Genomic DNA, 13,395 nt, shown 5'->3' on the forward strand with positions numbered 1-13,395 from the left:
AGACTACGTGCTCCTACGTATTTATTTTGTAATCGTCTTGGTTTAGTCTTTACGAAAATTAATAGAATTATCCGCGGGTTAAAGGCATGCAAACAGGGCGGGCATTTTTCACCAGGCTTGTTAAATTAATTAGTTGAATCGTTTTTCTTGTGTTTGAACTTCAGTAAAGGCAGTGGTCTACTTTTGTTACCAAAGTAGACTGTGAACAATAAATTTATTTCCTGCCTGCCTCTATACCTTTCGCACTTCAAATTTCGGCAGTGCCTTAGGAGGCAACGGGTTGTTCGTCAAAGGCTTTGCCAGCATGGATGCTGGCATAGAGCCTACATGGATAAATTTACGGCGTCCTTTGACGAGCACCCCGGTGCCGAATTTCGATCTACGATGGGTTTAATTTAACCGTAATTTTTGTTCGTGGATCCAAAATAAGTTTAGTTAGTCTTAAAGGTTATTAGCGACTGGAAGTCTAATATTTCACTCAAGCCGTTACGGAAAATTTGATGCCTGATCATAAAACCTTTATGCCATTCGAAAGCCATTCCATTTTATTCAATCTAAGCGCCCAACCCGTTTCAGTACGATATGGCCTGGCTTTTCTGGCTGTTACCGTCACGACGATCGCGACAATTTATATTCCGGTGATTGGCGAACGAGCTGCATTCCTGTTGTTTTTTTTTGGAATTATTCAGATCTCCTTCTGGCTCGGTCTCTATCCGGGTGTTCTTGCTGCGGGGTTGTCTTTAATTGCTGTCAATGCGCTTGTTTTGTTGCCGGCAGGAACCGAACCCTATGACATTCTGACATTGAATGCGGGCTTTTGTTTTGTCTCAATAGTCATGGTTGCCACAACCTACTTTCATAGAAGGGTTGCCAAAGCGTTGTGGGAAAGTCAGCAAGATTTGGATTATGCTCAAACTGTCGGACAGATCGGTAGCTGGCGTTTAAATGTGTCTTGTAATGAATTGATCTGGTCGAACGAAAATCACCGTATCTTCGGTATACCCATAGGTACCCCGATGAACTATGAGAAATTTCTATCCATTGTGCATCCGGATGACCGTGAATGTGTCGACAGGCTGTGGCAATCAGGTTTAAAGGGTGAGCCTTACGATATTGAACACCGCTTAGTGGTTGACGGCCAAGTAAAATGGGTGCGTGAAAAAGCCGTGCTGGAATTCGATAAAAAGGGCAGCCTGTTAGGAGGATTCGGCATCACGCAGGACATTACCGAACTTAAACGAAACGAGAAGGCATTGCTGGAAAGCCGGCGGCGTTATTCAGGCGTTTTCGAGTCGGCAATGGATGCCATTGTTACAATCGATAACCATCAACGTATTATATTATTTAACGCTGCAGCGGAAAGAATGTTCGGCTGTAAAGCCGATGATGCGATTGGCGTTTCTTTCGATCATTTTATTCCCGAGTGGTCATGTTCTTATGGCTCAAAGACAACGGGTTTCTGTTCGTCGGGTTCTCCGGATACTCAAGGTGGAGGTCGTTTTGCTATAAACGGATTGCGCGTCAATGGGGAGGCGTTTTCTATCGAAGCCTCAGTGTCTCAGTGCGATGTAGAGGGCGAGTCAACGTTTACGGTTATTCTGCGCGATGTGACGGAGGTCATGCGAGCCGAATTTGCTTTGAAAGAACGTATAGAATTACAGGATCAATTAACCAAAGTTGCCGCATCGGTACCCGGGCTGATTTGTTCTTTTCGTTTACGTCCCGATGGTTCGGTCAGCATGCCTTATGCCAGTCCATCCAGCGAATCCCTCTATGGATTCAGTCCTGAAGCGTTAGCTGACGATTTTAGTCCGGTTTTTGCGCTTATTCATCCCGATGATATAGAGCACATCCGTGCCACTATTGCCGAATCGGCTCGCACTCAGCACCCTTGGCGAGATACTTGGCGATACCAGCATCCAGCCAAGGGTGAAGTATGGCATGAAGGCTATTCCATGCCCTTACGCGAGATGGATGGCAGTATTCTCTGGCACGGTTATGTTCAGGACGTTACCGAACGAATTCAGGCTGAAAATGAACTTCAGGAACGCATAGAGCGATATGAGCTGGTGCTAGCGGGTGCTCAAGATGCTATCTGGGATTGGGATGTCATCAATAAGCGCGTGCATTATTCATCGCGCTGGAAGGCCTTGCGCGGCTTTTCTGAAGCCGATGATTGCAACGACGAGTCCTTATGGAGCACAAATATTCACCCGGATGATTTAACGCGCATCATGGCTGCCGTGCAAGCCCACTTCGACGGAAAAACCCCGGTATTTTGCGAGGAATACCGCATTCGTTGCAAAGACGGTTCGTGGAAATGGGTATTAGACCGCGGCCTGGCAAAAAAAAATAGTTCCGGAAAAGTACTCAGGATGGCCGGATCGGAAAGTGATATTACCGCACGTAAATTGGCCGAAGCTGCATTGCTTGAACGGGAAAACGAACTACGGCTAATCATGGACGCAACACCCGCACTCATATCCTATATCAATACCGATTTCCGCTATTTACGCGTCAATGCGACCTATGAAAACTGGTTCAATATCACCGCCGATCAAATCGTCGGTAAAAAAGCTCAGGATATTATCGGGAAAGAGGCCTGGCGAATCGTTCAACCTTATCTGGAACGGACGCGTGCAGGGGATACGGTGAATTTCGATCAGCAAATCCCTTATGGAAACGGCAAGCCGCGCTGGGTCCATGCCACTTATATTCCCTATAAGGATTCAAGCGGCAAAGTCAAGGGTATCGTTGTGCATATCGTCGATATCACAGACAGAAAGGAGGCTGAGAATAAGATCGCTACATTAAATCAAAATTTGTTGAATCGAATAGAGGAAATGGAGGTTATTTTCAATACGGTACCCATCGGACTGGCTATCACTAATGACGTGAACGGTTACCATATCAGGGGGAATCCGGCGAGTGAACGGATGTTCGGCTTACCGGAAGGCGCTGATCTTTCCAAGCACAGCGCTTCGATGGCGGCCGTCTGTATCATGCAAAATGAACGAGAGCTGACAATCAATGAGTTACCCATGCAACGAGCCGGTCGAGGAGAATTAGTCACCAATCTGGTTATGGATATCATTCGACCTGATGGTCAATGGATTAAAATTTTAAGCAATGCATCGCCTCTGTTCAACGAAAATGGCAAGCCGCGTGGAGCCGTTGGCGCTTTTCTGGATATTACAGCACTTAAAAAAGCGGAAGAATCTTTAGAAAAGAGTCAGTTGCAGCTTAGGCTGTTTGTCGAGCAGGCGCCTCTCAGCATAGCCATGTTGGATCGTGACATGAACTATTTGGTCACCAGCCACCGGTGGATAGAGGAGTTCGGCAGAGGATATGAAGAGTTGACCGGACGTAACCATTACGCGGTAAACCTGGATATACCTGCTGAATGGAAAGAGGTTTACCGGCGAGCACTGGCAGGCGAGTTTTTGCGAAGCGAGGATGATTTATGGATACGGGCCGACGGCAGCCAGCATTGGTCGCGCTGGGCGGTTTATCCCTGGACCAATCCGGCAGGCGAAATCGGGGGAATTATGATTTCTTCCGAAGATATCACCGCACGCCGCCAGGCCGAACAGGAATTACGTAATTCCGAAGCCCGGCTCGCTCTGGTCGTTGATCAGGTAAAAGCAGGGTATTGGGACTGGGATTTGCTGACCCAAAAGTTATTTTTATCGCCTGAATCAAAACGGCAACTCGGCTTTGAAGACAGCGAATTACTCGACAGGCGAGAGGAATGGATACATCGTTTGCATCCGGAAGACCGGACTTTTGTCCTGGGGATAATGGAAAAGTGCCTATCGGGGCTTCAGTCAAACTATGAACTGGAGTTTCGCCTGCGTCACAGGGATAACTCCTATCGTTGGATTCATTCGCGCGGCGTGTTGTTGAACGATCAAAACAATCAGGCTTATCGCATGCTGGGTATCAATTTGGACATTACCGACTACATGAAGCAAAGGGAACTCAGCGAGCGGCGCGATAAAATGGAAAAAGCGTTTCGCCAGCACGTTGCGGTCCAAACAGCCGCAGCGATTGCGCATGAATTGAACCAGCCACTGACCGCTATTTCGTCTTATGCGGATGTGGCGCTACACACCTTGCAAACCGGGGAACCGAATCTGCAAAAACTGGCTTTGTTAATGCAAAATTGTTCGCAGCAAGCGCAGCGTGCCGGCAAAGTAATAAGGCAATTATTGACCCTGTTACAAAAAGGCGAAATTGTTAGCGAGCCAATGGATATCAATGCCTCAGTCCATGAAGCGATAGACTTGATGAACGCTGACGGGTTGTTGAATGACTTTAACATTGAGCTTGATCTGGCTGCAGACTTGCCGCTAGTTAATGCCAATGCACTGCAAATACAAAAGGTATTGATCAATCTGTTGCGTAATGGTTTGGAGTCCCTGCAGGAACAGGATCTGAATGCCGGTAAAATCAATGTAACAACACGTGTTTACGAAGACGATCAGTCCATGTTGCTGATAACCGTGTGTGACAACGGAACCGGTGTTCCGGATGCGGCAGCGCTTAGAAAAATATTCCAGCCTTTCCATAGTACTAAACCTGCGGGTTTAGGTGTGGGCCTTGCGATTAGTCGATCCTTGATTGCGGCTCACGGTGGCAAAATGTGGGCGGAACAAAATGCCGGTAACGGCCTCAGTATTCACTTTACCTTGCCCCGCGTGATATGAATATTCAACCTTGTGTTTATATTGTCGATGACGATGATGCAGTACGCGACAGCCTCGGACATGTCATGGAAACGGCAGGCTTTTCGTATCAGACCTTTGAAAGTGCCGAACACTTTCTTCAAACTTTTTGCCCGGAAAAACCGGGTTGTCTGGTGCTGGACCTCAACATGCCGGATATGACCGGCGACGAATTGCAAGCCGAATTGATTCGCCGCAAGAGTTCTTTGCCAATTATTTTCCTAACCGGTTACGGTGACATCCCCACCTCAGTCCGGGTCATCAAGGCCGGAGCGGTGGATTTTTTGACCAAGCCCGTAGCCAGCAAGCTGCTGATTGAAAAGATTCAGGCTGTTCTGCTAGAGGAATCCCAAAGGCACGAGCAGGCAATTGTGGAAGAAGCGCTCTGTAAGCGCCTGAACAAGCTCACTGCTCGAGAATTGGATGTCATGTCATTGGTGGTTTCGGGCCTTTCCAATAAAGACATTGCCCATCAGTTGGGCATCAGTCATCGTACCGTTGAGGTGCACAGGGCGAGAATGATGAGGAAAACCGGTACATCCAGTCTCCTTGAATTAGCCCGTTTGTATGAAGCTTGCAAGTTTTCGTCGAGATCTGATCTGCCGTCGGCGGCAAAATAAATGCCAGTTTCAGGCTGTTTATCCTGATTCGCTGTAAGCCTTCATTTAGGCAGAGATTGCCTGAATCCGGATTGTGGCGAAGCGTGACGCTTGCTAATCAATAAGTGCGGTGATAATGTCCAATGGATTGGGTAAGCAATAACAGTCCATATTCAATTTCAGGGCGTTAGAGTTCGCCGCTGAAAAAATTTTATAGTCGGGACGTTATTCCAAGTACTGTCCATTGCCCTGATTTACTTAATTGCAGATATGACCCTAATAATCCATAAATGGGAGAGTCAAATCGCCCTCTCTTGTTTGCGTTTAGACTGATGGGATCGATTGCCGGTATCTTGCTGGCTGCGGGTGCCAGCCAACGTTTTGGTGCAGACAAACTGACCCAACGGTTGCCTGATGGCGACCTGATTGCGGTGCGTGCCTGCCGCAATTTATTAGCCGGAACCGATAGCGTACTGGCCGTTGTGCGTCCCGGATGCGAGGCACTGGCAGCTCAGTTACAGGGGGAAGGTGCTGAGGTTCGGATATGCGCAGAGGCCGGACAAGGTATGAGTGCAAGTCTTGTTTTCGGCATCCGGGCCCGTCCTGATGCGGCTGGCTGGCTGATTGCTTTGGCAGACATGCCCTGGATAGCGCCGTCAACCATCCGTAACGTAGCGGATACGCTTAGAATGGGTGCAATAATCGCCGCGCCCGTCTGGCAAGGCAAACGCGGGCATCCGGTTGGCTTTTCACAGATGTTATACCCGGATCTTCTGGCTTTGAGCGGCGATGCCGGCGCAAAGTCAGTTATTCAGTCTTATCAAAAGCAAATCCGGATTGTTGACTGTGATGATCCGGGAGTGCTTCAGGATATTGATAAACCGGAAGATTTGAACCTCATGACAAACTATAAAAAACGATTATGATCCCGGACATTCTTGATTTGCAGATCGAACTTCGCAGAGAGCGCCGTCCCTATGCTTTAGCCACGGTAGTGGAAATACTGGGTTCATCCTCGGCCAAACCGGCAGCCAAGGCGCTGATCGATTTTTCGGGCAAGGTTATCGCAGGCTGGATTGGCGGTGGCTGTGCTCAATCGATGGTGTCCCAGGCTGCGCTTGAATGTTTTGAAATCGGAGAATCCTGCGTGATTGATATCGATCTTAATGACGAATTTTTCGGCGCGGGGATGCCGTGCGGGGGCAGTATGCGGGTCTACGTCGAGCCGGTAATGCCAAATCCTGTGCTTTGGCTAATGGGGCATGGAGGCATTGTGGAAAGTCTTTGCTACTTCGCCTGCCGGTTGGGCTTCGATGTCATCGTTAATGATTCAAAGGCTTCGACGGAAAATTTTCCCACTGCTCACTGTGTCATCAGCGACGATAGCCGCTACCAGCAATTGCAGCCAAATCCCGGCGATTTCGTTGTGATAGCCTCCCATCACAAGGGGGATTATGATTCCCTCACCCGTGCCTTGCAATCAGACGCCCTCTATATCGCGCTGGTTTCCAGCCGCAAACGGGCGGGTCTGGTATTGGCGCGATTAGAGAAAGAAGGCTTCACCGGGTCCAGTCTTGCCAGAGTGCGCACTCCTGCCGGACTGGATCTGGGAGCAAAGCTGCCGGAAGAAATCGCTTTGTCCATTGTCAGTGAAATGGTCATGGTAAGGCGGGGAGGGCACGGGCAACCTTTGAACAAGGGGTTGTCCGGCGTAACAGAACAATGAACACAGCGAGCGCTGATTTGGGTTGATTCGATTTAGGGTCGACCCGGCACAGGTTCAGGTTGCTAAGGATTTGCCCAACAATTTACAGCGATTTAATCCGGCCCCTAATCCTGAATCGGATGCCTTTACTGTCAGATAATGCCCGGGTAAGATGTCGAATGACACTCGTGCCACGATTAAACCCTGAGGCGTAACTGCCTTTTACTCCAAATTTTGGAGGGAGAAACAACCGATGACCACGCTTACTATCAACGGCAAGCCCATTAATATCGATTTGCCTGCGGACACCCCCCTCCTTTGGGCCTTACGCGACTTCGTGGGTTTAACCGGAACCAAATTTGGCTGCGGCATCGCATCATGCGGCGCTTGTAAAGTGCATCTCGATGGCGTGCCTACGCTTTCGTGCGTGACACCTATCTCGGCTGCCGTAGGAAAAAATATTGTGACGATAGAAGCCATCGCTCAGGATGAGACCGGAAAAAAGGTACAGGACGCCTGGATGTCGCTGGGTGTTCCGCAATGTGGTTATTGTCAGTCCGGCCAGATAATGGCGGCCACGGCCTTACTCAAACAAACGCCCAAACCCACCGATGCAGATATCGATAAGGCAATGAGCGGCAATATCTGCCGATGCGGGACTTATTGCCGTATACGCGCTGCAATCAAGCAGGCCGCGGGTATAACGGAGGTGACCGCATGAAAAAGTCATTGAATAGTTCTGAAGTGAGCACCGATTCCTTAAACGCAGACGACGGCAGTTTACAGATTGCCAATGTCAGCCGACGTGCCTTTCTCAAGGATATGGCTCTCACCGGATTTGTCCTGGCTGCCGGATTCCCTTCGCTGTCAAGAGCAGAAGAAACTGCCGTGTCGTCGGACCCCCAGAAATACGGCGCGGACGCCATGCCGCATGGCTGGGTAGATAATCCACTGGTGTTTGTAGCAATAGCAACCGACGGTACGGTTACCATTATTTGCCATCGGTCAGAAATGGGACAAGGTGTTCGCACCAGTCTCCCTATGGTGGTGGCCGACGAATTGGAAGCAGACTGGCAGCGTGTTCATGTTGAGCAGGCGCCTGGCGACGAAGTGCGTTACGGTAATCAGGATACTGACGGCTCCCGCAGCATGCGTCATTTCTTTATGCCCATGCGCAGAGTCGGCGCTGCAGCCCGCTCCATGCTGGAGGCGGCTGCGGCTGCTCAATGGCAAGTGCCGGTTCAGGAAGTCACTGCCAAGCAGCATCAAATTTTTCACCCAGCCTCCGGCAGAGTGCTCGATTATGGGCAACTGGCCGAAGCGGCGGCAAAATTACCGGTACCTGTCCGGGAAACCTTGCATCTGAAAAAACAGGAAGACTTCCGCTATATCGGCAAGGGTCAGGTCGGCATTTATGACGGCCAGGATATGGTTACCGGCAGAGCGCAATACGGCATCGACACCCGCCTCAAAGACATGTTTTATGCTGTAATCGCTCGCCCTCCCGTATTTGGCGGCAAGCTTTTAAGTTACGATGCCAACGAAGCACTCAAGGTGCCGGGTGTGGTCAAGGTGATCGAGCTTAAAAGCAGTCCTCCGCCTGCTGATTACAACCCGTTAGGTGGTATCGCGGTAATTGCCCGTAATACCTGGGCGGCCATCCAGGGGCGCAATGCGCTGAAGATTGAATGGGAAAAGGGTCCCCATGGAAGCTACGATTCTGTGGCGTATAAGGCGGAACTCGAGGCAGCTGCGCGTAAACCGGGCAAAGTGGTTCGCACCGAGGGCGATGTCGATGCTGCTTTGCAAAGTGCTGTCAAGCGTGTGGAAGCCGAATATTACGCCCCGCATCTCGCCCAGGCTCCGATGGAGCCTCCTGCAGCAACCGCGCAGATCATTGATGGAAAATGCGAAATTTGGGCCTGCACACAGGCTCCGCAGGTGTCTCGGGAACGCGTGGCCAAATGGCTCAAGCTGACGGAAGACAATGTTACTGTGCATGTCACGTTGTTGGGTGGGGGTTTCGGACGCAAATCCAAACCGGATTATGTCATCGAGGCGGCGCTATTATCGCAGGCGATGGATGGCAAACCGGTCAAGCTGACCTGGACCCGCGAAGACGATCTGCATCACTCTTATTTTCATACGGTTTCAGTTGAACGTCTGGAAGCCGGACTGGACCTTCAGGGCAAGCCGGTAGCCTGGTTGCACCGGACGGTAGCGCCGACCATTTCCTCGACTTTTGGTCCCGATAGCAAGCACCAAATGCCGACGGAACTGGGTATGGGGGTTATCAATGTGCCTTTTGCCATTGCTAATCTGCGCATTGAAAATCCGGAAGCCGAGGCGCATACGCGCATTGGCTGGTTTCGTTCAGTATCCAATATCCCCCATGCTTTCGCGATTCAGTCTTTCGTAGCCGAACTGGCTGCGGTGGCAGGACGCGACCCCAAGGAGTATCTGCTCGACCTGATCGGTCCGCCGCGCCGTATTGATCCGCGCACCCTTGGCGATACCTGGAATCAAGGCGAATCGCCGGTGTTGTATCCGGTCGACACCGGCCGTCTGCGCCGCGTGATAGAAACTGTTACCGATGCGGCCAATTGGGGAGGCAAGTTTTCCAAAGGCCGCGGATTAGGCCTTGCCGCTCATTATAGTTTCGTCACATACGTTGCGGTTGTGGTTGAAGTTGCCGTCAGTGAAGCTGGCAAATTGAGCATACCCCGCATTGATGTAGCCGTGGATTGTGGACCGCAGGTTAATCCGGAACGTATCCGTTCGCAAATTGAAGGAGCCTGCATTATGGGAGTCAGTTTAGCTACGCTGGGCGAAATCAGTTTCAAGGATGGCGCTGTGATGCAGGATAATTTTCATGCCTACCAGCTGACCCGTATAGATGATGCGCCGCGCGAAATCCGGGTCCATCTTCTTCCGGCTGCCGAGTATGACACGCCGTTAGGCGGGGTAGGTGAGCCGGGTGTGCCGCCCATCGCGCCGGCATTGTGCAATGCCATTTTTGCGGCAACCGGTCAACGTATTCGCCAGTTGCCTATCCGCGATCAATTGCGTAAAGACTGACCGGACGACGGCGAGCCGACAAAATCTAACCTTGTTCGTCAGGCCCGTCATAAATGGCGCATCCTACGGCCCTGTATTTATGCCAAAAATATCCCCAACAAATCTACAAAGCCAATAGGTACACTATGAACGCGGTCGTAATCAGCAACATGAGCTTGGAAGAGAAGCTCGCCACGATGGAACAAATATGGGACGATCACTGCCAGCACCAAAACGTGCAATCACCGGATTGGCATGGCGATGTTTTGCAAATCAGGGAAGAAAACCGACGGGCCGGACATGAACAATCTATGGACTGGCAAGATGCCAAAAATGCAATCCGTCAACGGACGCAATGAATATCAAAATTCTCCCGATAGCCAATGAAGATTGAGTCAATGGCTATCAATTCTATGAAAAACAATCGCAGGGATTAGGAAGTTATTTCCTGGATTCGTTATTTTCGGATATTGATTCCTTGCTCATCTATTACGGCATACATCAGCAGTTTTTCGGCAACTATTACCGATTACTCTCCAAACGCTTTCCTTTTGCGGTTTATTATGTCGTCGAAAAGCAGGGTATTATTGTTTATGCCGTGCTGGATTGCCGAAGAAGTCCGGCATGGCTGGCGGGAAGATTGGAAAAAGAGTAAGACCTAAACTTTCTCCTGATTAGTAAGCTGTTTCAGCTAAATCCACAAGCTCGTCATGCCCGTCCGGAAACGGGCATCCAGTGCCAAGGATGGTAAGCTTCGAGCTATCCATGCGGTCTGGATTTCGGCAATCCCTGCCGAAATGACACGGTCGGCTGGGGAAAAAGAGTTAGAGCTGAAGCCTCTTTATAATCAGGCACTTTCTAGAGTTTTTTCGAGCATTGAAGGGGGGCAGGTCGCTAATCAAGAAAAATAAGGCCGACGATTGGAGTTTTTTACAAAAATAAGAATTCTTTATCCTGAACCTTACCTGGTCGTGCTTTATTAAACTGCCGGTTGATCGAACATAGATCTTCTCTCAAAATGCTTGATGGCAGGAACCTGGCGCCATTGTTCTGTTGATCGCAAAATCTAACTTTATCTTAAGGCCCGTCATGAATTGTGCGCTTGTAGGATGCAGTGAGGAACAAGCCGCATCTTTCACGATTGATGCGGTTCCTATCGATACAGCATCCAACTGCCCGGCGCATTTAAGTAAAGAAATACTTGTTTGCAAGGCCTGACTCTGGCTTCTCGAAAGCCCCGGATTCCGCAAGCTCCATCCAGGCTACCCAGGTGTATGTTTTCAATAAATTTCATCATACAAAGATGTGCCGACGTAAGGATGTGCATCAATCATGAACGATGCGCTTCACGTTGTTCAGATCCTACGAACTGATGCGAATGCGTTATTTCACACACTAAAATAGGTGATTTCACCTTTTTTCTGCGTTTACTTCCGAATCGCTCTAAATAAAACCTTAGTTCATTGATATGTAGAGCATTATTTAGTTGGTCTAAATATTGCTTTAATACTATTAGATTGTAATCCTGACAACATCTTACGTTACTGGTTGAGCAAGTCAAATTAACGAAAATAATGAAATACTGATTGCAATGGGTTAATTATTTAGCGGCATCGAGTTTTTGATTTAAAAAAAATCAGTTTGGCAGGAAATAAAAATGGCTCAAATTGAAGCCTGTAATTAAGCATTGCATTAATTATCTATCTTTTAACCATAGGAACAACTATGACACCCTCAGTAGTTTCAGTATCAAAATTGGCAACCGCACTATCGTTGGCTACTATAAGTTTACTCGCGCCGTTATCTGCCAGTGCCACCACTTTGTATGCAAACAACGGCGGAGCCTTTACTTTTAACTTAGACAGTACCGCCTTAGGAAATTACGCGTTTGGCAGCTTTTTGGGCACTAATAACTACTACTTGTCTTCGTTTTCGAATACTGCTGCATCGGATCCTACTTTAGTCTCTGGCAGTGATTTTCGTGCAACTATTGGCCCGCATCAAATCTCGGCGACCAATCTTGTGCATGACCTTACTCCGGTGGGGACTAATCCTACTGGTCAACAGGCATCTCGACATGTGCAAGCGACTACTGCCGGTTTTAGTATTGACTCGGATACTCTGGCAGGTGTTTCCGGGGAAAAGCTTGGTATGACGGGGCTGCATGGATTTTATATACCCGAATTTAATGGCAAACCAAGTTATCTATCGAATGGAGATTTTTCCCTTGAATTTGACCCTGTTCGCACCAGCAACGGCAGATCCGGTTGGTATGTTAATAACAACTTTGGTTTCACATTGGATGTCTACGATTTGGCCAATTTAAATTTGACAGTCACCGATGCCAATAATTGGCTCTTGGCTGGTGATTTGTTTATGGCTCCTGGAAATGCGGGAATGTTAGGTGGGGCAGCATACACCGACGTGGGCGGCTTTAGTTTGGGCGTTGGTTCATATGCGGTATCTTCCGTTCCGGTACCAAGCGCAATTTGGTTAATGGGTAGCGGTTTAGTCGGTTTAGCGGGCATGGGGCGACGTAAGGGCGTTGTCGCTAAAGAACTGAAGTTTCCTAAAAATTCATTAGGCCACCATGCGTAGCAACACAGCTACCAGAGAATTTTTCGTGGGTTTGCCTGGTTTGGGGCAAACCCTATCAAAATCATCATTGAGTGCGGCCTCGGCGATAAGCCGCCGAACATCCGAAAAGGCAAAACTGGTTCGCCCCTTCACTTTATGCCGACGTTCCGGGTCGGCTTTCAAGCGATCCGCATAAAGCCAGGTGATCGTTGACGCCATCATACAAAAGTGTAGATGGTTGTTCACTGCCTGAGAAAACTCAGGGGGTCAAGTCTTGTAATCAACCATTAAAGACTAGGGTTAAATCACATCGTCTTTTCAAAATACATGCTCCAGCCTCATTGTGTGCTGCATTTTGTTATGGCGTTGCTTGACCATGGTTCCAAAGTTCGTACTCGCTGATATCAATCTCGCTATTCCAGGCCACAGCATATCCTCCTTGTTCAACTTTTACAGATTTGAATAAGGCTGGATTCATTAATAGGTAAAACATCTCCTTACTTAGCAATGGAGTGACATCATATTTTTTCTTTACGTTATTATCGAACTCAACAAGTAGAGTATGATCGTCAATTGCCGATGCTGATTTGACCTTTGGATATCGCATGACTTACTCCAATGGAGGTAATTTATGAAATTCCTGGGTATCCCACATTTTTTTCATTTCGCAGTAATAGCAGTCAATCTAGTGAATAACCGAACCCGCTTCAAGGCGCATTTTACGCGAAGT

The 13,395-nt window shown here is 48.8% G+C and carries 11 protein-coding genes; 9 read left to right on the forward strand and 2 right to left on the reverse strand.

Going from position 1 to position 13,395, the window contains the following annotated elements:
* Positions 1–500 precede the first annotated feature (500 nt).
* From GO003_RS07480 to GO003_RS07520, 9 genes are all read left to right on the forward strand, one after another.
* Positions 501–4,709, forward strand: a complete 4,209-nt coding sequence (locus tag GO003_RS07480) for a PAS domain S-box protein (RefSeq protein ID WP_159653731.1) — start codon at positions 501–503, stop codon at positions 4,707–4,709.
* A complete protein-coding gene (locus GO003_RS07485) occupies positions 4,706–5,347 on the forward strand; it encodes a response regulator transcription factor (RefSeq protein ID WP_159653729.1) in 642 nt (213 codons plus the stop codon). The genes GO003_RS07480 and GO003_RS07485 overlap by 4 nt, the downstream gene beginning before the upstream one ends.
* A 269-nt stretch (positions 5,348–5,616) precedes the next feature.
* Positions 5,617–6,252, forward strand: coding sequence for a nucleotidyltransferase family protein (locus GO003_RS07490; RefSeq protein ID WP_231088861.1), 636 nt, complete (start codon positions 5,617–5,619; stop codon positions 6,250–6,252).
* Positions 6,249–7,052 carry an XdhC family protein gene (locus GO003_RS07495; protein ID WP_159653727.1) on the forward strand — a complete coding sequence of 268 codons (804 nt, stop codon included), beginning with the start codon at positions 6,249–6,251 and terminating at the stop codon, positions 7,050–7,052. Before GO003_RS07490 ends, GO003_RS07495 begins: the two co-directional genes overlap by 4 nt.
* Positions 7,053–7,284: 232 nt before the next feature.
* The gene (locus GO003_RS07500; protein ID WP_159653725.1) at positions 7,285–7,752 is read left to right on the forward strand and encodes a (2Fe-2S)-binding protein; all 468 of its coding nucleotides are present in this window, start codon (positions 7,285–7,287) and stop codon (positions 7,750–7,752) included.
* Positions 7,749–10,109, forward strand: coding sequence for a xanthine dehydrogenase family protein molybdopterin-binding subunit (locus tag GO003_RS07505; protein ID WP_159653723.1), 2,361 nt, complete (start codon positions 7,749–7,751; stop codon positions 10,107–10,109). Before GO003_RS07500 ends, GO003_RS07505 begins: the two co-directional genes overlap by 4 nt.
* A gap of 125 nt (positions 10,110–10,234) precedes the next feature.
* Complete coding sequence (locus tag GO003_RS07510) at positions 10,235–10,447, forward strand: addiction module protein (RefSeq protein ID WP_159653721.1); 213 nt, start codon at positions 10,235–10,237, stop codon at positions 10,445–10,447.
* 119 nt (positions 10,448–10,566) lie between these two features.
* Positions 10,567–10,743 (forward strand): hypothetical protein, encoded by a 177-nt coding sequence (locus GO003_RS07515; protein ID WP_206444601.1) that lies wholly within the window; start codon positions 10,567–10,569, stop codon positions 10,741–10,743.
* Between the two features lie 1,070 nt (positions 10,744–11,813).
* Positions 11,814–12,686 (forward strand): VPLPA-CTERM sorting domain-containing protein, encoded by an 873-nt coding sequence (locus tag GO003_RS07520; RefSeq protein WP_159653719.1) that lies wholly within the window; start codon positions 11,814–11,816, stop codon positions 12,684–12,686.
* On the opposite strand, the gene GO003_RS07525 is transcribed toward GO003_RS07520, so the two are convergent.
* Together GO003_RS07525 and GO003_RS07530 are read right to left on the reverse strand one after the other, a co-directional pair.
* Positions 12,669–12,887, reverse strand: a complete 219-nt coding sequence (locus GO003_RS07525; protein WP_206444600.1) for a hypothetical protein — start codon at positions 12,885–12,887, stop codon at positions 12,669–12,671. The two genes, GO003_RS07520 and GO003_RS07525, sit on opposite strands and share 18 nt — an antisense overlap.
* A gap of 136 nt (positions 12,888–13,023) precedes the next feature.
* The gene (locus GO003_RS07530; RefSeq protein WP_159653717.1) at positions 13,024–13,272 is read right to left on the reverse strand and encodes a DUF2442 domain-containing protein; all 249 of its coding nucleotides are present in this window, start codon (positions 13,270–13,272) and stop codon (positions 13,024–13,026) included.
* Between the last annotated feature and the right edge of the window lie 123 nt (positions 13,273–13,395).

Origin of the sequence: Methylicorpusculum oleiharenae, assembly GCF_009828925.2 — a bacterium.
Taxonomy (GTDB): Bacteria; Pseudomonadota; Gammaproteobacteria; order Methylococcales; family Methylomonadaceae; genus Methylicorpusculum; species Methylicorpusculum oleiharenae.

Coding starts and splice junctions, on each gene's coding strand:
- GO003_RS07490 (WP_231088861.1), top strand. CDS start 5,617: ATGGGAGAGTCAAATCGCCCTCTCTTGTTTGCGTTTAGACTGATGGGA.
- GO003_RS07495 (WP_159653727.1), top strand. CDS start 6,249: ATGATCCCGGACATTCTTGATTTGCAGATCGAACTTCGCAGAGAGCGC.
- GO003_RS07480 (WP_159653731.1), top strand. CDS start 501: ATGCCTGATCATAAAACCTTTATGCCATTCGAAAGCCATTCCATTTTA.
- GO003_RS07520 (WP_159653719.1), top strand. CDS start 11,814: ATGACACCCTCAGTAGTTTCAGTATCAAAATTGGCAACCGCACTATCG.
- GO003_RS07530 (WP_159653717.1), bottom strand. CDS start 13,272: ATGCGATATCCAAAGGTCAAATCAGCATCGGCAATTGACGATCATACT.
- GO003_RS07485 (WP_159653729.1), top strand. CDS start 4,706: ATGAATATTCAACCTTGTGTTTATATTGTCGATGACGATGATGCAGTA.
- GO003_RS07500 (WP_159653725.1), top strand. CDS start 7,285: ATGACCACGCTTACTATCAACGGCAAGCCCATTAATATCGATTTGCCT.
- GO003_RS07505 (WP_159653723.1), top strand. CDS start 7,749: ATGAAAAAGTCATTGAATAGTTCTGAAGTGAGCACCGATTCCTTAAAC.
- GO003_RS07525 (WP_206444600.1), bottom strand. CDS start 12,887: ATGATGGCGTCAACGATCACCTGGCTTTATGCGGATCGCTTGAAAGCC.
- GO003_RS07510 (WP_159653721.1), top strand. CDS start 10,235: ATGAACGCGGTCGTAATCAGCAACATGAGCTTGGAAGAGAAGCTCGCC.